General features: G+C 50.9%; 21 protein-coding genes. 7 read left to right on the forward strand and 14 right to left on the reverse strand.

The annotated features are described in order from the left end of the window. Position 1: 1 nt before the first annotated feature. From ACLJZ5_RS14905 to pmbA, 3 genes are all read right to left on the reverse strand, one after another. Complete coding sequence (locus ACLJZ5_RS14905) at positions 2 to 340, reverse strand: glycine dehydrogenase (protein ID WP_001255102.1); 339 nt, start codon at positions 338 to 340, stop codon at positions 2 to 4. A 277-nt stretch (positions 341 to 617) separates the two neighbouring features. Beyond that, complete coding sequence (gene cybC / locus ACLJZ5_RS14910; RefSeq protein WP_001232231.1) at positions 618 to 1,004, reverse strand: cytochrome b562; 387 nt, start codon at positions 1,002 to 1,004, stop codon at positions 618 to 620. 98 nt (positions 1,005 to 1,102) lie between these two features. Beyond that, positions 1,103 to 2,455 carry a metalloprotease PmbA gene (gene pmbA, locus ACLJZ5_RS14915; RefSeq protein WP_000852994.1) on the reverse strand — a complete coding sequence of 451 codons (1,353 nt, stop codon included), beginning with the start codon at positions 2,453 to 2,455 and terminating at the stop codon, positions 1,103 to 1,105. 95 nt (positions 2,456 to 2,550) lie between these two features. Between pmbA and yjgA the strand changes: the two genes are divergently transcribed. Continuing rightward, complete coding sequence (yjgA, locus tag ACLJZ5_RS14920) at positions 2,551 to 3,102, forward strand: ribosome biogenesis factor YjgA (protein ID WP_000166287.1); 552 nt, start codon at positions 2,551 to 2,553, stop codon at positions 3,100 to 3,102. A 55-nt stretch (positions 3,103 to 3,157) separates the two neighbouring features. On the opposite strand, the gene iolH is transcribed toward yjgA, so the two are convergent. From iolH to iolD, 5 genes are all read right to left on the reverse strand, one after another. Further along, positions 3,158 to 4,042, reverse strand: a complete 885-nt coding sequence (gene iolH / locus ACLJZ5_RS14925; protein ID WP_023216472.1) for a sugar phosphate isomerase/epimerase IolH — start codon at positions 4,040 to 4,042, stop codon at positions 3,158 to 3,160. 52 nt (positions 4,043 to 4,094) lie between these two features. Next, positions 4,095 to 4,910 (reverse strand): 2-keto-myo-inositol isomerase IolI2, encoded by an 816-nt coding sequence (iolI2, locus tag ACLJZ5_RS14930; protein WP_001019386.1) that lies wholly within the window; start codon positions 4,908 to 4,910, stop codon positions 4,095 to 4,097. Positions 4,911 to 5,070: 160 nt separating this feature from the next. Beyond that, positions 5,071 to 6,297, reverse strand: coding sequence for an MFS transporter (locus ACLJZ5_RS14935; RefSeq protein WP_024797425.1), 1,227 nt, complete (start codon positions 6,295 to 6,297; stop codon positions 5,071 to 5,073). A gap of 72 nt (positions 6,298 to 6,369) precedes the next feature. Continuing rightward, positions 6,370 to 7,392 carry a D-chiro-inositol-2-dehydrogenase IolG2 gene (gene iolG2, locus ACLJZ5_RS14940; RefSeq protein ID WP_000736098.1) on the reverse strand — a complete coding sequence of 341 codons (1,023 nt, stop codon included), beginning with the start codon at positions 7,390 to 7,392 and terminating at the stop codon, positions 6,370 to 6,372. Between the two features lie 180 nt (positions 7,393 to 7,572). Next, entirely contained in the window at positions 7,573 to 9,513 is a 1,941-nt protein-coding gene (iolD, locus tag ACLJZ5_RS14945; protein WP_000849477.1) for a 3D-(3,5/4)-trihydroxycyclohexane-1,2-dione acylhydrolase (decyclizing), read from the reverse strand. Positions 9,514 to 9,929: 416 nt separating this feature from the next. On the opposite strand from iolD, the gene ACLJZ5_RS14950 reads away from it, so the two are divergent. Both ACLJZ5_RS14950 and ACLJZ5_RS14955 read left to right on the forward strand, forming a co-directional pair. Then, a complete protein-coding gene (locus ACLJZ5_RS14950; protein WP_014343940.1) occupies positions 9,930 to 11,867 on the forward strand; it encodes a bifunctional 5-dehydro-2-deoxygluconokinase/5-dehydro-2-deoxyphosphogluconate aldolase in 1,938 nt (645 codons plus the stop codon). A gap of 60 nt (positions 11,868 to 11,927) precedes the next feature. After that, positions 11,928 to 13,094 (forward strand): MFS transporter, encoded by a 1,167-nt coding sequence (locus ACLJZ5_RS14955; RefSeq protein WP_001111174.1) that lies wholly within the window; start codon positions 11,928 to 11,930, stop codon positions 13,092 to 13,094. 4 nt (positions 13,095 to 13,098) lie between these two features. On the opposite strand, the gene iolI1 is transcribed toward ACLJZ5_RS14955, so the two are convergent. The 5 genes from iolI1 to reiD form a co-directional block, all read right to left on the reverse strand. Further along, positions 13,099 to 13,932 carry a 2-keto-myo-inositol isomerase IolI1 gene (iolI1, locus tag ACLJZ5_RS14960; RefSeq protein WP_024797423.1) on the reverse strand — a complete coding sequence of 278 codons (834 nt, stop codon included), beginning with the start codon at positions 13,930 to 13,932 and terminating at the stop codon, positions 13,099 to 13,101. Beyond that, the gene (gene srfJ, locus ACLJZ5_RS14965; RefSeq protein ID WP_024156583.1) at positions 13,933 to 15,276 is read right to left on the reverse strand and encodes a lysosomal glucosyl ceramidase-like type III secretion effector SrfJ; all 1,344 of its coding nucleotides are present in this window, start codon (positions 15,274 to 15,276) and stop codon (positions 13,933 to 13,935) included. It lies immediately after the preceding gene. 97 nt (positions 15,277 to 15,373) lie between these two features. After that, on the reverse strand, positions 15,374 to 16,384 hold the full coding sequence (gene iolG1 / locus ACLJZ5_RS14970; protein WP_000172704.1) for an inositol 2-dehydrogenase IolG1: 1,011 nt from the start codon (positions 16,382 to 16,384) through the stop codon (positions 15,374 to 15,376). A gap of 18 nt (positions 16,385 to 16,402) precedes the next feature. Further along, positions 16,403 to 17,323 carry a myo-inosose-2 dehydratase gene (gene iolE / locus ACLJZ5_RS14975; protein ID WP_012601329.1) on the reverse strand — a complete coding sequence of 307 codons (921 nt, stop codon included), beginning with the start codon at positions 17,321 to 17,323 and terminating at the stop codon, positions 16,403 to 16,405. A gap of 258 nt (positions 17,324 to 17,581) precedes the next feature. Further along, the gene (gene reiD / locus ACLJZ5_RS14980) at positions 17,582 to 18,406 is read right to left on the reverse strand and encodes a myo-inositol utilization transcriptional regulator ReiD (protein WP_000332219.1); all 825 of its coding nucleotides are present in this window, start codon (positions 18,404 to 18,406) and stop codon (positions 17,582 to 17,584) included. A 122-nt stretch (positions 18,407 to 18,528) separates the two neighbouring features. On the opposite strand from reiD, the gene ACLJZ5_RS14985 reads away from it, so the two are divergent. From ACLJZ5_RS14985 to iolB, 3 genes are read left to right on the forward strand one after another with little or no spacing between them, the layout of a single operon-like run. Beyond that, the gene (locus ACLJZ5_RS14985) at positions 18,529 to 18,831 is read left to right on the forward strand and encodes a hypothetical protein (protein ID WP_410958964.1); all 303 of its coding nucleotides are present in this window, start codon (positions 18,529 to 18,531) and stop codon (positions 18,829 to 18,831) included. Between the two features lie 15 nt (positions 18,832 to 18,846). Next, on the forward strand, positions 18,847 to 20,352 hold the full coding sequence (gene iolA, locus ACLJZ5_RS14990; RefSeq protein WP_000450729.1) for a malonate-semialdehyde dehydrogenase IolA: 1,506 nt from the start codon (positions 18,847 to 18,849) through the stop codon (positions 20,350 to 20,352). A gap of 24 nt (positions 20,353 to 20,376) precedes the next feature. Beyond that, positions 20,377 to 21,186, forward strand: a complete 810-nt coding sequence (gene iolB / locus ACLJZ5_RS14995; protein ID WP_000002010.1) for a 5-deoxy-glucuronate isomerase — start codon at positions 20,377 to 20,379, stop codon at positions 21,184 to 21,186. Between the two features lie 352 nt (positions 21,187 to 21,538). On the opposite strand, the gene iolT2 is transcribed toward iolB, so the two are convergent. After that, positions 21,539 to 22,975, reverse strand: coding sequence for a myo-inositol import MFS transporter IolT2 (iolT2, locus tag ACLJZ5_RS15000; protein ID WP_023138834.1), 1,437 nt, complete (start codon positions 22,973 to 22,975; stop codon positions 21,539 to 21,541). A gap of 36 nt (positions 22,976 to 23,011) precedes the next feature. Here iolT2 and ACLJZ5_RS15005 point away from each other — a divergent pair, with 36 nt between their 5' ends. Then, positions 23,012 to 23,206, forward strand: a complete 195-nt coding sequence (locus ACLJZ5_RS15005) for a hypothetical protein (protein ID WP_024797771.1) — start codon at positions 23,012 to 23,014, stop codon at positions 23,204 to 23,206. Positions 23,207 to 23,331: the final 125 nt, after the last annotated feature.

The raw sequence follows: 23,331 nt of genomic DNA on the forward strand, positions 1-23,331 counted from the left end.
CTTAGAAGTTGTCTTTCGCGACTTCAAAATGTACCGATAATAGCCAGGCTTCTTCGTCAGGAAGGTTGCCAAACGCCGCCACGATTTCGCGGGCGAGCGCCATTGATTCGGCTGAGATTTCATCAAACAAGCTGGCATCGACTTCCGGTAAAGGCTCGCCGGTAATTGACCGGTGCGCCATCGCGCGAACGTGCGAGGTCAGCATTTGCGTCTGTACCGCATTGGGGACAATGTGATGCCGCCCCAGCAGGCCATCCACCTGCGTTAACACCTGTTCAGCCAGTTCGTTAATTCGCTCACCGGCATCGTGTTTTACTGCTCCGTTATCCACGCGTCTCACCCCGTTAATGGCAATGAGATAAAACTAGCGGCAAGGGTTAAAAGTTTGTAGCGAGTTATTTTCCACCTCGAAGTGGAAACGCGAGTGGGATAGGTGATCTGCGCCACAGAAAAGGCGGCATTAATGAATTATCGCCGGGAAAGTGTGAGATCTATCGCGGCATAAAGAGGAAATGGCGAAACAATGACGTTGTCGTATAAAGTGAGAAAGTGTGATGGGTATTACATTTTGCCGGATGGCGACCTGCGGATAAAGCGAAGCCGCCATCCCACAAAAATTAACGATACTTTTTATGATACGTATTGCGGGTGGTTTTTAGCGCTTCCGCCGCCGCTTTCGCTTCTTTAACGTTACCTTCGTTCGCCAGCTTCAGCGCGCCATCAATTTGGCCGACCAGAATGTCAAAACCGTGACGAAAATCCTTCATTTCCGGGCTATCCGGCGCTTTATCTTCCAGCTTTGGCGGCGTAGCTTTTTGAGCATCCAGCGCGGCCGCGCGCATTTTGGTTAATGCCGCTTTCAGTTCAGGGGCACTATCCGTTTTCTCAACAACTTTCAGGTTATCATTGAGAATATCCATATTATCTTCAAGATCGGCAGCAAAAACAGCCGAACCGAATACCAGCGATGACACAGCAAGAATAGCTAACAGGCTTTTACGCATTGCTCACTTCCTTTTTTATTATTAACGATAAGTGTAATACCCTGAATAATTCAAGTTGCAGGCAGCCAACGCGCCTGCAGCCTGAAGTATGACGGGTATTATTGTCCGGCGATTTTCATCTCCGGTAACAATACCGAACCACACTGTATATTACTGCGCGTTTCAATATCATCACCCACAGTGACAATATTACGCCACATCTCTTTTAAATTACCGGCAATGGTAATTTCACTTACCGGGTACTGGATTTCACCATTTTCAACCCAGAATCCCGCAGCGCCGCGGGAGTAGTCGCCGGTAATACCGCTGACGCCCTGGCCCATCAGTTCCGTCACCACCAGGCCGGTGCCCATCTCTTTCAGTAACTGCTCAAAGTTCAGCCCCTGCCCGGCGATACGCCAGTTATGAATGCCGCCAGCATGACCGGTACTTTTCAGCCCCAGTTTGCGGGCGGAATAGTTGGTCAGCAACCATTGCGTCAGTACGCCATCCTTCACAATGTCCCGGCGCTCCGTACGCACGCCTTCGCTGTCGAACGGTGAAGACGCCAGCCCTTTTAGCAGATGCGGGTGTTCTTCGATGGTTAACCATTCCGGCAGAATTTGTTTGCCCAGCGAGTCGAGCAGAAAAGTGGATTTACGGTAGACCGCGCCGCCGGCAATCGCCCCGACCAGATGACCAAATAGCCCTGTCGCCACTTCATTGGCGAAAATGACCGGCGCTTTCATGGTGGAGAGCTTGCGCGGCGACAGGCGGGATAAGGTGCGGCGCGCGCACTCGGCCCCGACCCATTCCGGCGCTTGCAGATCCGCCATTGCCCGACCGATGGTGTAAGCGTAATCACGCTCCATATCGCCGTTCTCTTCGGCGATGACGCAGCTTGAGAGCGAATGGCGCGTGGAGCAATAGCCCTGCAACATGCCGTGGCTGTTGCCGAACACTTTAATGCCGTAATGGCTGTTAAAGCTCCCGCCTTCGGTATTGGTGATGCGTTTATCCGCCTTTAGAGAAGCCTGTTCCGCACGCGCGGCCAGTTCAATGGCTTCGTCTGGCGTAACCTCTGCCGGGTGGAACAAGTCCAGATCCGGCGCGTCAAACGCCAGCAGTTCTTTGTCCGCCACGCCTGCGCACGGGTCCGGCGACGTGTAACGCGCGATATCCAGCGCGGCCTGCACGGTACGGGCAATCGCCTGCGGGCTTAAATCCGTCGAAGAGGCGCTGCCTTTGCGGTTCTGGTGATACACCGTAATGCCCAGCGCGCCGTCGCTATTAAATTCGACATTCTCTACTTCACCATAACGGGTGCTGACGCTAATGCCGGTGGTCTTGCTGACGGCGACTTCCGCCCCATCCGATTTGCCTGAGGCTAACTCCAGCGCTGTCGAAACTGCTTCTTCCAGAATCTTACGCTGCGCTTCAACTTGTGAGATTACTTTCATTGCAAATGCCATAATGTAGAGAGAGTTTCTCTGAAGTCTAACAGAGAACCGTTTTTCAGTGCGCATCTTAACTGGTAACATTAGCCTCTTTTTTTAAGGAGCCTGACATGACAAAGCAGCCCGAAGACTGGCTCGACGACGTTCCCGGTGATGACATCGAAGACGAAGACGATGAAATTATCTGGGTCAGTAAAAGTGAAATTAAACGCGATGCCGAGGAATTAAAACGCCTGGGCGCGGAACTGGTGGATCTGGGGAAAAACGCGCTGGATAAGATCCCGCTGGACGCCGATCTGCGCGACGCCATTGAACTGGCCCAGCGAATCAAAATGGAAGGACGCCGCCGCCAGTTGCAGCTTATCGGAAAAATGCTGCGCCAACGCGACGTTGAACCTATTCGCCAGGCGCTGGACAAGCTGAAGAACCGCCATAATCAGCAGGTGGTGCTGTTTCACAAGCTTGAGCATCTGCGCGATCGTCTGATCGTCGAAGGCGATGACGCGGTAGCCGAAGTACTGACCCTGTGGCCGCACGCCGATCGTCAACAGCTTCGTTCATTGATCCGCAATGCGAAGAAAGAGAAAGAAGGCAACAAACCGCCGAAATCAGCGCGTCAGATTTTCCAGTATCTGCGCGAGCTGGCGGAAAACGAAGGGTAATTGCCGCAAATGACCGCGCCAGCCTGTGGCGCGGTACAGGCAAATCCACCCGTTTTTAACGTCCGAGTAGCTCCCGCTCGATCCGCTCGCGCGTTTCCACCGCCTGAACACTCATTTTTTCAGGATAACCAAACAGCGACGTGGTGATAATTGCCTCACCGCCCACCTTAAACGTGCGGTTTGCAAAATCCATTTCACGCAGCGCCTGGAATAGCGCGTCAAAATCGACCTCACCTTCTCCCAGCCCGATGTGCTGATGAATCGTCGCATTCACGCCAGGCGGGTTCATGATATAGCGGCAGGGAAGCGTGTGGTTGTGCGTATCGGCCAGCAGAACATGCGAAAGATCGGCCCCGGCATAGTTCAGCATCCTTGCGACGTCGCCCTGCCCTTTATCGTAAAAGAAGCCATGCGGTGCGCTGTACAGATAGGTCACGTTATCACTACGCAAAGACTGCACCATGTCGACCGTCTCATCGTTCAGTTCGCAGAAATCCCAGGGGTGAGACTGAATTTCGATTCGAATTCCCTCTCGTTCCACGATCGGCAGCAGTTCCTCCATGGAGCGATACCACATCTCTTCACAAATCTCCGGCTCATCCGGCGTCCCGGAAAGCTCGGTATTAATCACCTGTACGCCCATATCAACGGCAATCTCAATCATCCGCTTCCAGTTGGTTACCGCGGCGTGCCGACGCTCTTCATCGGGGCCGGACCAACGATAAACCACAATAAATGACGAGATTTCCACACCGTAGTTCTGCAAGGCGCGTTTATATTCCTGCATGGTATCGCGACCAGCTTTAGGGTGTTTATAAAACGGATTAATACGCGGGTGCGGCGACTGCTCAATATATTTATACCCCCACTCGGAAACCTGCCGTACCATTTGGGTAATGGGTAAATGTTTAATAACATCGACATCAAAAGCAATTTTCATTGTAAATACCACGCTGCGGAAACTGAAAACGGTCACCTGGAAATTAGCTGTATCATTGCAACAGCAATGACACGCTGCGATTAATTTGTTCCTCTATTTCCGCCTCACTCCAGGAAGCCAACTGGGAAGAAAAAGGTTCAAAAGCGTAAATACCGCGATATCCCATATTTTCCAGACGCTGCACCTGCTGGTAATTCTGCATTACATCCTTTTCACTCAGCATAATACGCTGCTCATCAGCCAATGCTTCCGTTGGTCGTGTGTCTTCCACACCGGACAAATGCACCAACCCGATAGCAGAAATATCAATGCGCGACGCAAACTCCTTTTCGGCCTCTTCGTACAGATGATGATGGAAGGTATCCAGCAAAACCTTAAAGGGGGAACCTGCTTCCCGGATCAGTTGCTGAGCCCAGACGGCAGAACGCAGCGAACTTACGCGGAATCCCAAAGGTTCAACCAGCCCCTGAATATCATACCGGGCAAAGAGATCGCTCAGTCGTTTTATTGCCTCAACCGTAACCTCCGGCGGCACAATCGTTCCATCATTCAGCGGACAAAGAACTAATGCCCGCGCGCCGACTCCCTGCGCGTCTCGTAATAATCCTTCCGTTTTTTTTACTACCTCCTCGGTCAGTTGGTTGAAGGGATAGACCGCATTAATTGTGACAATTTCAAGTCCATACTTTTCTGCCAGGTTACGCACCTGGTTATAATTCAAGTCATCAGTAACGCTGCCGCTTGGCATATCATTACGCAATTCCACTTTATTAAACTCAAGACGTTTAACCAGTCGAAAGAATGCTTCTATGCTTAGACCCGGTGCAATTTTCCGGTTAATACAAAACCGTGTTTTTTCGATATTCATTATTTTCTCCCTGAACGTATATGAGTGGGTAAATAACCGTAATCCGTTAGTACAATTTAACGTAGGGTGAAAAAACCGGCTTTATCAATCTTGATAAAAACCGGTTTAATTTAGTGATGAACATCACAGGCTATAAGGGATTTTTGAAGAATATTTGAAGCTATTTCTCGCCAGGCACTTTAAGAAACTGCACCAGGATGCCGCTGAATAAATAGAGCCCCGCCATAGTATACATCACCACGCCGGTGCCGAACCCTGCCAGAATGGAGACCAGCGCTGGCCCAACGAAATTCCCCAGGCCGGAGCCAAAGTTCACGGCCGAGTTCGCCGCCCCCTTCTTATCCGGCGCCATCATCGGCACCAGCGGCGTCATTGGCACAAAGCCAGCCAGCCCGGCTCCCCACAAACACATCGCCAGCATAAAGGCGACATAGTTATGCCCCCATATCATCGGCACCCAGTAAACAATCAGCGTAGCGACACCAGTCAGGATGCTGCCAAAAATCTGGATGGTTCGGCGAAAACCAATTTTATCGCCCATCCAGCCAAAGATAATGTTGAAGACCTGGTTAGAGATAAAGGTAATCCCCCAAATACTCGCCCATTCCTCAAGCGTAAAGTGCTTATCCAGCAGAAACAGAGGTAATACGACAACAAAACCATAGGTGCCAAGACCGTTAATAGTTTTGACAATCACCGCCAGACCGATCCGTGGCCGTTCATACATAATGGAGATACCCGCAGATAACTCTTTGAAGACCGGCGTCGTTCGCGGTTTCAGAATGAATTCATTGCGTTCCAGCACCAGCATGAAGAGAACCCCCAGCAGCGCAACGCCCATCCCGGCCCACATCACGTTGATATGCCCCAACGCAGGAATTAACGACGCCGCCACCACCGGCCCAATGATAGTAAAACCAAGGTTATAGACCACCCAAAACAGCGAGGTGCCGATCCCTTGCTGGTGATTATCCAACTGGATGGTCAGGCGTACCAGGAAGGAGTAACAGACCAGCGGATACCCCACGCCACGCAGCATATAGGTCACGAGAATGGCGCCAAAATCATGGCTGGGTAGCGCAAAGTTCAGAAACGCGACGGAAGCCAGAAGATAGACGATAAAACCGGTAACCATCACCTTTTTAGGACCAAAAACGTCCACACAGACGCCGGATAGCCAGGAGGTAATCGCGACCACAATCCCATACCCGGCAAAAATCTGCCCGATATGCGCCTGATCAAACCCCTGCGTATTTAACCAGGCAGATAACCAGCTGTTCTCAATACAGCCGCCCAACATAAATAAAAATGTTCCCAGGTAGCTCCAGATAAACTTACCTGGTTTTATATAAAATGTCTGGGGCAGCGTTGCCTGCATTTCTTTCATTTTATTACCCTCGGTATAGAAAAGCTCTCACACTTTTCAGTGCGAGAGTTTCTTCATTATTAATAGATGCAGTTAAAGATAAATATCGCTTGTTATTTTCACCGGCAGCCCGCTTTTTAATGATTGCTGCGCGGCAATAGCGATACGCTGGGCCAATAATGCGTCTTCGCCGGTACAGACAACCGGCGTATGATGCAGGACTGAATCAATAAAGTGTAATATTTCCGTTCGGTAAGCTTCGCGATAACGGACCGTGAAATCAGGAAGGGGATTTTTCATTATGCAGTGCTGGCTGTTGAAAACTTTCACCGTCGATTCACTAACGTTATCCGCATACGCCATCCCTTCTGAGCCAAAAACCTCCACCCGTTGGTCATAGCCATATACCGCCCGACGGCTGTTATCAATGAGCGCGTAGCCGCCGTTTCTGAAAGTCAGCATCACCGCAAGCGTATCAACATCATCAATATTTTTCAGGCTGGGATCAATCAGCGTATTGCCCTTAACATAGACTTCGCTGACTTCATCCTGCATCATAAAACGAGCCATATCAAAGTCATGCATGGTGAAGTCAAAAATCAGACCGCCAATACGTTTGATCAGATCATGGGGTAGCAGGTCCGGATCGCGGGAGGTGATTTTTATCATCTGGGGCCGACCAATCTTGCCGCTGCGCACCAGCTCAAAGACCTCGTGAAACTGAGGATCAAAACGGCGATTAAAGGCAACCTGCAGCGTCACCCCCTTCTCTTTCACTTTTCTCAGCACCGCCATTGAGGCCTGCTCATCTTCATTCATGCTGAGCGGTTTTTCACAAAAAATGTGCTTCCCCGCCTGCGCTGCCGCCGTGACGATCTCTTCGTGCATATCCGTTGAGGTGAAAATAAAAACTGCCTCTATATCATCACGCTGTAAAAGTTCCTGATAATTTTTATACCCTGAAGTTATATTTACCGAATAAAGCCAATCGCTCATCTCCTCAATAAAATAATCGGCGGCGCAGATAATATCTAATTGAGGCAGTAAATACATATTCTCAACATGCATTTTACCTACCCGACCGAGGCCAATAACACCACATCGAAGCTTTTTCATTCGTACCTCTTAATCTCATGAATAGTAAATTTAAAACCGCAAAAGAAAAGCATCCGTAATTCTGCGAAAAACGGATCGTTTTATTTTGCCGTTCTGAAAAGCAAACAATGCGTTGACGCTGTATCGTTCAGGTTGCAGAACAATAACCACACTTCTGCAACCTGAACGACGGCAAATTAATCAGTACTGCCGGGCCTGTCCGATATGTTCTTCAAGCATACGCGCTACCGCCTGGATACGTTCGCTACGGGATACCTGCGCCCCACCAACGCGCCACCAGCTCAGGTACTTATGCACCATCGTTTTGGGAAGCACTTTTATGTCTATCAGCGTGCTCACGGTCTGTTTACGAGCATCTTCCAACGCTTCATGCAGTTGTTCAATGGTGGTGACGCGATAGCTTTTACAGCCATATCCTTCAGCGATGCGAGCGAAATCGACCGGGATAAACCCGCCTTCCTGACGACCGCTCTCCTGCTGATGGAAACGAAACTCGGTGAAGTAACTGTCCATACCGTGTTCCATTTGCAGATTATTGATACAGCCGTTGGTCATGTTATCGAGCAAAATGACGGTAATCTTTTTCCCCATCTGGACGGAAGTGACCAACTCAGAGTGCAGCATCATGAACGAACCGTCGCCCACGAAGCTGTACACCTCGCGCTCCGGCTGCGCCAGTTTGGCCCCCAATGCGGCATTGACTTCGTAGCCCATACAGGAGTAGCCGTACTCGACGTGGTAATCATTCTCGCCGCGGCTTTGCCAGACACGCTGGAGGTCGCCCGGCAGGCTGCCCGCCGCCGCCACCACCAGCGCGTTTTCCGGCAACATCCGGTTAAGCACGCCCAACACGCGCGTCTGGGTCAGCCACGACCGCGTAATCTCATTAAACTCTTCAAACACCTTTTGAGTATCCATATGATCCTCAATTTCAGGTTTGAAGCCCTCTCCGCTATATTCCACAGCATAGACGCGCTCAACTTCCGCCATATATTGCGAGCGGACGCGGTGAATAGTCTCACCCCATTGCGAAGCATAATGCTCCTGGGCCAACCGTTCGCTAAGCTGCGTCAGGGCGACGCGAGCGTCACCCTGCATCTGTACGCCATCCAGCTTGAAGACATCAAAGCGGCTAACGTTGATATTTAAGTAGCGCACGTCGGGATTCTGGAAGATCCACTTTGAGGAGGTGGTGAAATCGGTATAGCGCGTCCCCACACCGATAATCAGATCGGCTTCCTGTGCCAGCAGATTCGCCGCCAGTGAACCGGTTTCGCCAATCCCGCCGACGTTCAGCGGATGTGCAGAACTGAGCGCTCCCTTGCCAGCCTGGGTTTCAGCAATCGGCAGATGACAGCGTTCGGCAAATCTCAGCAGCGCCTCTTCAGCCTGCGAGTACTTCACGCCCCCGCCGCAAACGATCAGCGGCCGCTGGTGGCGGCGAATCAGCGCAACCGCCTCGTTCAGCATCGGCTCCGTCGGCGCGTGACGCTCAAGACGATAGACCCGGCGAGCGAAAAAATAATCCGGATAATCCCAGGCTTCACCCTGCACATCCTGTGGCAGGCAAAGCGTCACGGCCCCCGTATCCGCCGGATCGGTTAACACCCGCATCGCGCTGATACAGGCGCTCATTAGCTGTTCCGGACGCGTAATGCGATCCCAGTAGCGGCTAACTGCACGGAAAGCATCATTGGTGCTCAGCGTCAGATCGTGTTCTTGTTCAACCTGTTGCAAAACCGGGTCGGGTTGACGAGATGCGTACACATCGCCCGGCAGCAAAAGCAGTGGAATACGGTTAGCCGTCGCGGTCGCCGCTGCGGTGATCATATTGGCGGCCCCTGGCCCCACTGAGGAGGTGCAGGCATAAATCTGATGGCGACGCATCTGGCGGGCAAATCCCGTCGCGATATGCGCCATTCCCTGTTCGTTACGCCCTTGATGAACGCTAAGTTGGCCACAGTCCTCTTCCAGCGCTTGCCCCAATCCGACGACGTTCCCGTGGCCAAAAATGGCGAAAATCCCTTTTACAAATTTGATTTCGCTGCCGTCTACGTCGATGTACTGATTATCAAGAAAGCGCACCAAAGCCTGCGCCATGGTCAACCTGATTGTTTTCATGTACCCCACCTGCTTTTATCAACCGTTCGGCTGTCGTTGCCTGCTTATGCATCGCTTCAGCCCCAAAAACACAGAGACTTATCATAGGATCAAAATTTCCGTTCTCACAATTATATGGAATTTATATTTCATTTATGGGAAGGAGATCAAAAAACGGTTAAAAAATTTCGCCATTCAGGCGTGTTTTTCATGAAAATGAAATTTATCTTCCATGTGCTTTTAAAATAAATAACACATTAATAATCAATCAATTAAAACAAAAAACACAACAAAAAACGATCATACGCGTTGCCAGGAAATGCCATTTCTGTGATCTTGTTCAAACAATAAATGAAAACATTATTTCCATTTTTATTGAAAATGAAATCACCAAACCTTAGTATGGGCAAAAATAACACCGTCTTCTGTTAGGGGATATGTCAATGAATAAAGCAGTCAGTAGTGAGCAAAAGCCGCTGGACGTTATCTGTCTGGGACGAGTCGCCGTTGATTTGTATGGTCAACAAATCGGGTCGCGGCTGGAGGATATGACGACTTTCGCTAAATATTTAGGGGGATCGTCAGGCAATGTTGCCTACGGCACGGCCATTCAGGGATTACGTTCCGCTATGCTGGCCCGCGTCGGCGATGAGCATATGGGACGTTTCGTTCGTGAAGAATTAAACCGCGTTGGTGTGGATACGCAGTGCCTGCTGTCGGATCGCGATCGTCTGACCGCGCTGGTGATCCTCGGCATTAAAGATCAGGACACCTTTCCTCTGATCTTCTACCGCGATAACTGCGCGGACATGGCGCTAACACCCGAGGATATCCGCGAAGATTACATCGCTTCTTCACGCGCATTAGCCGTCACCGGTACCCATCTTTCTCACCCCAATACGCGCGCCGCCGTTCTTAAAGCGCTGGAGTATGCGCAAAAACACGGGCTGCGGCGGGCGCTGGATATCGACTACCGCCCCGTACTGTGGGGCCTGACGTCGCTAGGAGACGGTGAAACGCGTTTCATCGCCTCATCACAGGTTACCGAACAGCTCCAGCAGGTATTGCGCCATTTCGATCTGATCGTTGGGACCGAAGAAGAATTCCATATCGCCGGCGGCAGTACCGACACGCTGACCGCCCTGCGGCGCGTCCGTCAGTTGACCCAGGCCGTACTGGTGTGCAAACGCGGCGCGCTGGGCTGCTCAGTCTTTGAAGGCAACATCGCCGATGACTGGTCGCAGGTGAAGATACATAGCGGCGTTCGCGTAGACGTTCTGAACGTTCTGGGCGCGGGCGATGCCTTTATGTCAGGACTGCTGCGGGGATACCTGAACGATGAAAGCTGGGAGCAAGCCTGCCGTTATGCAAACGCCTGCGGCGCGTTAGTGGTATCGCGCCACGGTTGTGCCCCCGCCATGCCAACCAAAAAAGAGCTGGACGACTACCTCGCGCGTGAACAATCCATCACCCGGCCAGACAAAGACCCGCGGCTGAATCACCTTCATCGGGTCACAACCCGTAAACAGCACTGGCCGGAGCTGTGCGTATTCGCCTTTGACCATCGCAAGCAACTGGTGGATATCGCAAATGAAGTCGGCGCCAGTGAATCCGCGATCCCTCCCCTGAAGATGCTACTGCTGGAAGGGGCGCGTCAGGCGGCGCTTGAGGCCGGTTTACAGAATAATAGCGGCATCCTTGCCGATACCACCTTTGGTCAGCAGGCGCTTAACGACGTGACCGGCCAGGGATGGTGGATTGGCCGACCGGTTGAGATGCCCGGTTCGTATCCGCTGAAGCTGGAACATGGCGATATTGGCTCTCAGCTTGTCAGCTGGCCGCAAGAGCACGTCGTGAAATGTCTGGTCTTCTATCATCCACTCGATGCAGAGTCGGTACGTCTTGAACAAGAGGCGCTCATTGACGAGGTTTACCGCGCCTGCTGCCAGTCTGGTCACGATCTGCTGCTGGAAGTCATCTTGCCGCGCGATGCGGCAGACCAAAATGAGCAATACTATCCTCAGATTGTGGAACGTTTTTATCAACTGGGGATCCTGCCGGACTGGTGGAAACTGCCGCCGTTAAGCCCAGATCGTTGGCGAGAAATCAGCCAGCATATTGAGCATTATGACCCTGAATGTCGCGGTATATTGATACTTGGCCTGGACGCACCGGAAAGCGAGTTGAAGTCAGGATTCGCCGCAGCAGCGGATATGCCCTGGGTGAAAGGTTTCGCCGTCGGCCGGACCATCTTTGGCGAACCGTCACGCCAGTGGTTAGGCGGCCAGCTTAACGATGAACAGCTCATCGCAACGGTGAAACAAAAATACCGCATGCTTATCGACTACTGGCGCGAATACCGCCCGGCACGTTAATGCCTGCCTCATCACGCCCCGTGTCTGCATCGGACAAGGGGCGTGTTCAAGGACGATTCCATGCCAGCTCTCACACAACATTCCACATCGATCACGCTGTTTCGCATCAGCGCCGCGATGTTTCTCAACTATCTGACTATTGGCATCCCGTTAGTCATGCTGCCGCTGTACGTTCAGCAGCAGTTGCATCTGAGCGATCTGTTGATCGGTATCGCGGTAGGCAGCCAATTTATCGCCACCTTGCTTACCCGGGGCGCCGCGGGTCGAAAAGCCGACACGTCAGGCGGACGTCGGACGGTTATCACCGGTCAGTTCTACTGCGCCGCATCAGGTTTGCTGATGCTGGTCAGTCTAATCGCTCACCCGGTTCCGCTGCTCGCATGGGCCATACTGATTGTTGGTCGTGTGCTGCTGGGCATCGGTGAAAGTTTCATTTTGACCGGTAATTTAACCTGGGGGATGTGGCTGGCGGGCTCGACCCACGCGGGTCAGGTTATTTCCTGGAACGGCATGGCGACCTACGGTGCGCTGGCTATCGGCGCGCCGCTGGGGCTGTCGCTTTACGCCAGGGCCGGCCTGGCGCTTCCGGCGCTCCTCGTCGTGCTGTTGCCGATCATCGCCAGCGGAGTCATCTATGGCATTCCGGGGAATATCCCAACAGCCCGTCCCCGCGTGCCAGTGCTACGGGTAGTCGGCCTGGTGTGGCGACCCGGAACAGGGCTTGTGCTCCAGGGTATTGGTTTTGCCACCCTTAGCGCATTTACCGCCCTCTGGTTCAACGAGCGTCACTGGGATAACACCGGTTTTGCGATGACGCTATTTGGCATTGCGTTTATCGCTGTCCGCTTTTTCTGCGCCAAATTTCCCGACCGTTACGGCGGCGCCACGGTCGCAACCTTTTCACTACTGGTAGAGGGGACCGGACTGGCGGTAATGTGGGCCGCTCCGTCAGCAGGCGCTGCGCTGATTGGCGCGGCGATTACCGGCTGCGGCTGTTCGCTGATGTTCCCATCGCTGGGCGTAGAGGTTGTGCGCAGAGTGCCACCGGAGATTCGTGGTACGGCCCTCGGCGTCTGGTCAGCGTTTCAGGATCTGGCCTACGGATTTACCGGACCAATAGCGGGCCTGCTGACGCCGTTTATCGGCTATCAGCAGGTCTTTCTTCTGGCCGCGGCCTGCGCGCTGCTGGGCGCGGCGGTTGTCCATCTCCTGCTGCGGCAACATTAAGCTGTTAAGCTGTTAAGAAGGGGCGAGTCTTTTCCGCCCCTATCGCAAAGACTTCGCTGGCCGCCATCTGCCAGTAGCCAGGGTTAAACAGTTCCAGCGAACAGATCCCCTCATAGCCCTTCTGCACTAGCTCATGCGTGATCTCATGCAGTGGGATCACGCCGTTGCCAGGAAACAGACGATGGCAATGCTCCAGCGTTGCCAGCGGCAGATTATCGGCGTCATCAATATGGTAAACGAAGATCTTTTCCACAGGGATCTGGCGAAGCGTGGTCAGATCCCGCCATTGATCGTGCAGGTAAAGATTAAAGGCATCGACGACCAGCCCGACGTTACTGCGATCGACCGCATCTACGATCTCCATCGCCATGGCAAGACTGCGCACACAGCATCCTGCGGAACCGATCGGCTCAAAGGCCAGCCGCATCTGGCTTTCTTCCGCCACTGCCGCCATCTCGCGCAGACGCTTCACTGAATCTTTCACCGTTTCCCCTGGCGGAAAATTTCTCCCCTGACGAATGGTGGGCACCACAACCAGACAATCACCCCCCACCACTGAGCCAGCATGGCAGGCGAAAGCCAACTGCCGCCGTTTCTCCGCCCAGCTTTCGCTATCACAAAACGTAATGTCTTCCAGCGAATTGTAGCCCCAGGGCTTAAGGTGGCCGACGGCAAAAATGTCTGCCAGCTCGCTTAACGTATGTTTCTGTAACCACTCCTGCAACATATCCAGACGGATTTCGATGTAGTCATAGCCAAAACGTTCCGCCAACACAACATCCTGTGCCAGCGTGGAGTTTCGCATACAGGTCGCTTCATTAAATCCCAGCTTCATCATTCAGATCGACTCCTGCCGCCATAGCAACGTACTGGCGCCTGACGGCGGCAGCGTTAACGCGATCTCTTTATCGCCATCCAGCACCCGGCAACGCCTTTCCTGTACATCACGGTTATACACCACCAGCACACGCTCGCCGTCGGGATTCACAAATCCCACCTCTTCCAGAAGATTATCGTAACTTGAAGAAAGCATGACCCTCGCCCCCGGACGCACATAGCGGCAGAAGTGGCCAATACCATACCAGGAGTGGTTACGCCGCAGCACGTCGTTTTGCGCATCGTATTGAATGGGCGCTTCACACAGATTACCCTGATGATTCGGCCCCCCCTCACTGTTCAACAGCAGATTCCAGTCGATAAACCCGCTACAACCCGATTTGAAATTACCAATCATGTCATGGAGATAGGTATGCCAGTGGCGAATCTGGCTACCGGCATCGCTCTCCATTGGCACACAGCCTTCGGAAAACAGGAGTTTTTTATCCGGCAGGCACTGGGCCAGATACTGTATTTGCGAAAAATGGTCGCCGGTATACCAGTGGAATGCCAGCCCGTTAATTCCCTTATAATTAGCTTCGTCAGCAAAGGCGAGTTCAGCCCAGTCTACCAGGCCATCTTTATCGTGATCCCAGATATAGATCTCCATCTCATCCATACCCTGCCGGGCGAGGCGCGGACGCAGATACTGCACGGCAAAGGCTGTCTCCTCTTCCACGCTATACAGACAGGAGTCCCAGGTTTTTACCGCCACCGGCTCATTCTGCACGGAGAGCGCCTGCACATTAATGCCGTGGCGGCGGTATTCCAGCAGGTAGTTGATAATGATATCGGCCCAGTCGGCGTAGCATTCGCGCCGCAGCTTGCCGCCACCGTTCATATCGTTATTAGTTTTCATAAACGCCGGCGGACTCCACGGCGAAGCCATCAGCTTCATTTGTGGATTTAACCGCAACGCCCCGGAAATCAGCGGTATTAAATGCGCTTCATCGCGGGAAAAGGAGAGCCGTCCCTGCTGCAGGTCAGCGCTGGAATCGACATACGCGTAATTGCCCAGGGAAAAATCACAGCTCTGAATTGGCATCCGCGCCAGAGTGTAATTATGTTCCTGAGCAGAAAAATAAAGGGAAAGAAATTGCGCCTTCGTCTTTTCGCTCATGCTGTTGAATACCACGCCCGCACCTTCGGTAAAGCTGCCGCCGAATCCGTCAATCTGCTGTAACGTGTGGCGCGGTAAGACGCTGATTAATTCACTGCAATCACGCTGACGATGCGAAAAAGAGACCGCACGCTCAACAAGGAATTGCTGACGATACGGATCGGAAGAGATGAGTCTGCCTTTCATAGGGAAGTTCCGGATAAAAGAAGATAATAAATTGTGATATGCCGGATAGGACGCTTAAGCATCGCTATCCGGCAGGAGGTTTTAATACGCGGAAGGTTTATTTGTAGAAATCAGGTTTTGAGGGTAATTCAACAATCTCGGTATTCCCTGTTTCCTGAGACTTCACGCAGGCATCAGCGGTAACCGCAGCCAGATAACCATCCCATGACGTTGGGCCTGCCGGCGGCAATCCTGCGTTCAGGCGATCGAAGAAATCCTGGAACTCAATGTCGTAGGCATCAATAAAGCGCTGTTTCCAGTCAACCAGGATATCGGTGCTATACTTCGCCGCTTTCCGTACCGCGGCGCTGGCGACGGTTGGCAGCTCCGCCATTCCTTTCTCGCCGGTAACATCGCAGTGAATGTCATAGCCATACTGGCAGTTCACAAACACTTCAACCACAATATTGATGCCGGAGGTGGTTTCCATTACAACCAGCTGCGGATCACGCAGAGTGGTCACCAGGCTGGACTGACGCGGGAAGTAAACCTTAACGGTTTTATAATCTTCGTTAAGCAGCCAGTGCATAACGTCAATTTCATGAATCAATGTTTCATAGATAGCCTGTGGCGTTTTGTATTCTGGCACCGTGCTGGCATTGTAATGACGTCCATGAACCATTAATGGCTGACCGATTTCGCCGCTGTCGATAATATTTTTCAGCTGAACGTAACCTTTGTCGTAGCGGCGCATAAAACCAATCTGCACCATGCGCTTACCATTTTTCTGCTCTGCTTCAATCACACGCTGACAATCCGCAGCCGTCACCGCTAACGGTTTTTCGCAGAAAACATATTTGTTAGCATTTAGCGCGGCAACGGCCACATCGGCATGCGCCTCATTTGATGCGGTAATGATGACCACTTCAACGTCTTTATCATTAATCAGATCGTGATAGTCATTATAATCTTTGGCTTCGATCGCATACTTATCCAGCGCCGCCTGCGCCCTACCCGCGACGATATCACATACGGCAACAACCTCTACACCCGACACGGTGTTGGCCAGACGTCTTAAGTGATCGGAGCCGATCATGCCGATACCTACAATACCTGCTTTTAAAGTCATTTTCTGTTTCCTTTTCAATTAAAGATAATTTTTCAGTAACTCATCAATATGCTTTTTACCTTTTTGCGCATATTCCAATGGGTTATATTTCTTAGGATCCTGCTCGGCCTCAACAACAATCCAGCCAGAATATTGATGCCCGACCAGATAAGCTAATACGGATTTAAAATCAATATTTCCATCGCCGGGGACGGTAAACACACCATCAAGGAAAGAATTGAGGAATGATTTCTTCGCGAGGCGACATGCTTTGAGTTTTTCATTACGCACATCTTTAAAATGAACGTGTTTAATACGATCAAAATGTTTACTCAGTAGCGGCATGACATCGCCGTCAGAAACATATATATGCCCGGTATCAAACAGCAGATGTACAAATTGCGGATCGGTATTCTCCATGAGTCGATCCACTTCTGGCAGAGTCTGCACACCGGTGCCCATATGATGATGGAAAGCGAGCTTCAGCCCGTGCGCATTGGCAATCTTCCCAAGCGCATTAAGTCCTTCGCATAAAAGCTGCCATTCGCTGTCGCTGAAGTTAGGCTTCTCTGTATAAACGCACTTATCGATAATACCTTGAATACTATAAGTTTGTTCAGAAACAACGGCGACATATGCATGTATTGCCTGCAAATAAGCACAATGCTGTTCAAAAGCATTCATCGCAGATGCAATACCATCGCGAATAATAAAGGAAGAAAACCACTGGCCTGGTATTTCCAGTCCGCGAAGCATTAACTCTTTATTTAACTCAGCAGGATCCTGCGGATAACAACCGCCAACTTCCGTCCCGGAAAAACCGGTGAGCGCGGCATCACTAAGTATTTGTTTATATGTATTTTCTTTACCAATCTCAGGAATGTCATCATTGCGCCAACCGATAGGCGCAATCCCCAACTTAATGCTCTTTTTTACATTGTACATGTTGCTGGCTCCCACTTAATGAAACGCTTTTACTGCATACCGCGATGCAAATTAACCTTTGATGGACAACATATTACTTTTTGTAGCCTGAAAAACTTTATCTATCCTGGTTGAAGAAGTGGGATAAATGCGTCAGGTATCACAAAAAAATCATCACTCTTTAATGATATTGCCAGACTTTTCGCGCTATAGATAAACGCATAAAATATACCGACAAATAAAAATGGCCGCAGTATTGCGACCATTCTCATGACGATTAAATTTTAGCAAGAATTAATATTCAAATAATAAATAATTAGCTTTACGATAGTCCTTGCGATATTGACCGGGCGTTTTCCCCACTTTATTTTTGAAGTAATTCTGAAAATGACTAAGGTTGCTAAAGCCAACACGATAGGCAATAGAGGTGATCTTTTCGCGCCCGCCTTCATCCGTGGTTAGTAACGATTGAGCCTCCCCCAGCCTACGTTTTATCAGGTAATCCATCGGTGAATAACCATAGCGGCGTTTAAATTCATGGGAAACATAATAAGGACTGACATTAAATTTCGTCGCCAGTGTATCCAGCCGAATTGGCTCATAGAAATTGCGATCAATATAGGATTTTATTGAATCAAGTAAATTTTCATGGCGCTGTATGGCATCGTTACCTGTGCGTAATAAGACATTTCCCTCAATGTATTTGAGTACTACCTGGGTCAATAGCTGCGCCATTGCTGGCCCTTCTACCGCATGCTGATTAATAACGGTAAACACGGAGCTCATCAGTTTTTCCACCGTCGCATAATGGTGATACAGTGGAATAACCGGCACAATATCATCCGGTATTAGCGCATTCTCACGTAGACCCGGACACGAAATATTGTTAATCCCACAACAAATAGTGCCAATTGGCCGCCCGCTTTCCAGATACTCATCATGCACTACCTGGCTGTTATAAATGACCAGGTCGCCTTTACGAACCGGGTAGATGCGATCGCCAATGAAATACTCTCCGTCTCCTTCGGTGATAAGAATCAGTTCAACGGTCTGTGGGTGCATATGCATGAACCGGACAAACGGACCATTGCTCTCACTGACCTGACTCACATACGCCAACTGGGGCTGAGCCTTATTCTCTCGTTCTGAAGGACAGAAGCACAAGCGCATGATTTACCCTCCAATATCCGAAACTGTGGTGCCGAAACACCCCTGAAATTTGAATTTTTATACCACAATAAATGAAACAAAAATGCTATATAGATCATAATTTTTTCCAAATCTTTCCTCGTCACAACAGACAACCATTGATACCACACCAAATAAAAACAATAAAAATCAATAATTTAATTAGATTTTTGATTTCTTACTGCACATACCATCGTATAAAAATCAGTCGTCAAATTTTCAAAATAAAATTTCATAAAAATAAATTTGAAATTTTTAATCCTAAAATTTACATTGAATACGGTATGCGTTTTAGGCTGAAGATAACCAGGCTTTCCTGTGACCGCTCAGTCAGAACGTCGTCAACATCGGTTTAAGAGGATAAAAAAGAGATGGAAACAGTCGGCAATTTTATTCATGGTAAAACGACACTGAGCAGCAGCGGCGAGACGCTACCGGTGACTAATCCGGCCACCGGTAAAGTAATTCGTCAGGTCACCCAGAGCACCCGAGAGGAGATGCTGGCGGCAATTCAAAGCGCACATGAGGCTTTTCCGGCATGGAGTAAAATGACTCCGCTACGCCGGGCACGTATCCTTTTTGAATTCAAAGTATTACTGGAAAAGCATCGGGACGAACTGGCGGCGCTGATCGTCAGCGAGCATGGCAAGGTCTGGTCAGATGCGCTTGGCGAACTGACGCGCGGCATAGAGGTTGTCGAATTTGCCTGCGGGATCCCGCACCTCAGCAAAGGAGAGTACTCCTTTAACGTCGGCTCAGGCGTTGACAGCTTTTCATTAATGCAGCCGCTTGGGGTTGTGGCAGGCATCACACCGTTTAACTTCCCGGCAATGGTGCCTATGTGGATGTTCCCGGTTGCTCTGGCTTGCGGCAATACCTTCGTCCTGAAGCCGCCCGCACTGGTGCCGTCCGCATCGTTACGTATGGCGCAGCTTCTGCAGGAGGCTGGCCTGCCGGACGGCGTGTTTAACGTTGTTCACTGTGGCAATGAGGCGGCTAGCCTGTTGACCAGCGACCCTCGCGTACAGGCCGTCAGCTTTGTCGGTTCCTCCGCCGTCGCGGAACATATCTATACCACCGCCAGCGCCCATGGCAAACGCGTACAGGCCTTCGGGGCCGCCAAAAATCACGCAATCGTCATGCCGGATGCAGACCTGGACGCCACCGTCAACGCCATTATGGGCGGAGCATTTGGTTCCGCGGGCGAACGCTGTATGGCGCTGCCGGTAGTGGTCGCGGTGGGCGATGAAACGGCGGACCGTCTGATCGAACGCCTGAAACCGCTGATTGCGGCGCTACGTATCGGCCCGGGAGAGCTGCGCGGCAAAGATGAAAATGAAATGGGCCCGGTTGTTTCACGTGCTCATCAACAGAAAGTGTTGGGTTACATCGACAAAGGAGTTAGCGAGGGAGCAACTCTGGTCATGGATGGCCGCAACTATAGCGTAGCGGGATATCCTGAAGGCTTTTATGTCGGCGGCACTCTGTTTGATAACGTCACGCCTGAGATGACCATCTGGCGTGAAGAAATTTTTGGCCCGGTTCTCGGAATTGTGCGCGTCCCGGATTATGCCACCGCCATTAGCACGGTAAACTCCCATGAATTCGGCAACGGCAGCGTGATTTTCACCACCAACGGTCACTATGCGCGCGAATTCGCCCAGTCGGTTGAAGCTGGGATGGTCGGTATTAATATTCCAGTTCCGGTTCCGATGGCATTTCACTCTTTTGGCGGCTGGAAGCGCTCGGTGTTTGGCGCCCTGAACGTCCATGGGCCGGATGGCGTGCGCTTCTATACCCGGATGAAAACCGTTACCTCGCGTTGGCCGAACGGACAGCAGATCGTATCGGAGTTCAGTATGCCGACTCTCGGTTAATACGCTTTCAGGAAGGAGAAGATTATGGCCAACTTGCTGAGTACCTGTACCTCTGAGTCGGGAAATATCCAACACATTTCCCCTCAAAATGCAGGCTGGGAGTATGTCGGTTTTGATGTCTGGCAGTTAAAGGCTGGAGAGTCGATAACCCTGCCGTCCGATGAGCGTGAACGCTGTCTGGTGCTGGTTGCCGGGCTGGCCAGCGTTAAGGCCGCCGACAGTTTTTTCTATCGGATTGGTCAGCGCATGAGTCCGTTTGAACGCATTCCGGCTTATTCGGTTTACCTCCCCCATCATACGGAGGCGAAAGTGACAGCCGAAACCGACCTTGAGCTGGCCGTATGCAGCGCGCCGGGATTCGGAGAGCTTCCGGTACGTCTGATCTCGCCACAAGAGGTCGGGGTAGAGCATCGGGGAAAAGGGCGCAATCAGCGCCTGGTGCATAACATCCTTCCTGATAGCCAGCTCGCCGACAGCCTGCTAGTCGTTGAAGTGTACACTAATGAAGGCGATACCAGCTCCTGGCCCGCGCACAAGCACGATACGGCAGTTGAAGGCCAGGAGACCTATCTGGAAGAGACGTACTATCACCGTTTCAATCCACCTCAGGGATTCTGCTTACAGCGCGTCTACACCGACGATCGCAGCCTGGATGAATGTATGGCGGTCTATAACCGGGATGTAGTGAAAGTACCTAAAGGCTACCACCCGGTTGCCACCATCGCGGGTTACGATAACTACTATCTGAACGTGATGGCCGGCCCGCTACGAAAATGGCGTTTCACCTGGGAAGAGAACCACGCGTGGATTAACTCACCAGACTACCCGCGATAACACTTCGTTGAGTGGTACTTTGCCAGCCGTCCTCTGCGGCTGGCTTTTTTATTCAACTCAGCGCCACACACGCTCATAAGATCGCTATCCGCCTTCTCTTAAATTATTTCCCTGTTTTGTATATAGCGTATTTACGGCACGGCCCCCACCAGGAATACGCAATAAAATAATGATGCAGAAGAAGACTTACCCTATTTGCCGATATTATTATGGATCAAGTAGTTACGTAGAGGTGGTAAACACTGGGGAGGTTTCAACAGGGTATATCCTGTGCGCACTCGCTGGAGGGAGTAAAGGTTGTGTAACCAGCGGAGAATATCTCTGGATATTCTCCGCTAATATTGGAGAGGTATCAGGCTATTACATCGCGACGTTTCCCCTGAATTTCACGCAGCTTGTTCTCGGCCAGCCGTTCAATTTCTGTTAGCGGCACCCCTTTTGTTTCCGGCACATAACGAGAAATAAAGACATAGCAGACCAAATTAAAGACGACAAAAATCCACATCGAGAAAGCGCCGCCGAAGGTCTCCTGCAGCCAGGCGTTATCATTTATGACCGGGAACAACAGTGAGATGAGGAAGTTGGCTATCCACATCAGGCTCACCGCCAGCCCCATCCCAAAACCTTTTATCTTTTCAGGGAAAACCTCAGAAATCAGTACCCATGCGCCAACGCTCCAGCTGACGGCAAACAGCAGCATAAAAAACAGGATGCCAAAGATGGTAATGTAGCCTGTATCGTGGGTGTACAAACCGTATGACGCGATCAACAGGCCGACAATTGAGCCGATGGTACCAATTTTCATAATCGGTATACGGCCATAGCGGTCGAACAGGATCATGCCGATAAAACTGCCCACCACATTACATACCGCGATAAAAATGGTCTGGAACATAACCACTTCGGTACTGCTGTTCTGCAACACCAGCGGCGCATAATAGTTCATTACGTTAACGCCTGTGAACTGTTGCAAAACGGCGATACAGCATCCAACCAACAGAATATAGCGGAGCACCGGCGAGCTTTTCAGGTTGGTGCGTTCTCCCCCGGCGACGTTGTCCTGTGGACGTACGGTTTCTTTCATGCTGTCAAAAATAGCGGCCACATCTGTGGCCGTTAATCCACTGTAGATCCGGGTAAGCACCTTTATCGAACGGGTTTCGCTGCGGTTGTTACGGGCGCACCATGCCGGTGATTCGGGTAGGAAAAGCGTAATCGCTAACATCGCAATGGAGGGTACCACTTGGGCAAAAAGCATAGTCTTCCAGCCCTGGGAAACCAGCACATCAGCAGGCATTCCTTTTGCTATCAGATAGTTGACTATAAACACGATAACCTGGCCAGATACCACGGAAATATTGTAAATGCCCAGCGCTTTGCCGCGAATTTCAGCAGGCGCCAGTTCAGACATATACATGGTGGATGCCGTTCCGGCCATCCCAACCGCAAAACCACACACAATGCGGGAAAGGGAGAAGATCATGAACGATTCACTCATCGCCGCCCCTAAGGAAGAAGCGATAAAAATGATCGCAATGATCAGAAGCGCAGGTTTACGCCCCAGTTTATCGGCAATTTTTCCACCGACCAGCGCGCCGATGATACAACCAATCACGATACTGGAAACGGCCCATCCGGTCTCGGTTGGCGTCAGTTGGTAATACTGCTGTAAAGGCAATACCACCCCGGTAATCACCGCCGTTGAATAACCAAACATCAATCCAGCCAGCGCCGCAATACAACACAGGACGTACACATAGGCCGAATTGTACTTACTTCTCTGAGACATAATCCCTCCCTTGCCTGTTGAGGAAACAACACACCAATGAAATTTTTCATTTTATTTTTGCATTCATTAGAAGAAAAATTCCATGCAAAAGATCACGAAATGGAGATGTTCCAGGAAAGAACAAAAAGTACGGCCCCTGACAAATTGAGTTCAGGCATTGTCACGAAAGCAATAAAATCAAGTAAATTCATCAATATATATGAAAGCACTGCGCAAAACGCAGCATCTTAACGATAAAAAACGCCAGGATTATGAAATTCGAAATGTGATACCCATAACAAAACATAAGTTTCATTATTGATCGTTTTGAAATTAAAACATAGGTTGTGAAACGAGAGTTCTCAATAGCTATAAGA

It is taken from the genome of Salmonella sp. 5800, from assembly GCF_046558195.1.
Classification (GTDB): Bacteria; Pseudomonadota; Gammaproteobacteria; order Enterobacterales; family Enterobacteriaceae; genus Salmonella; species Salmonella enterica.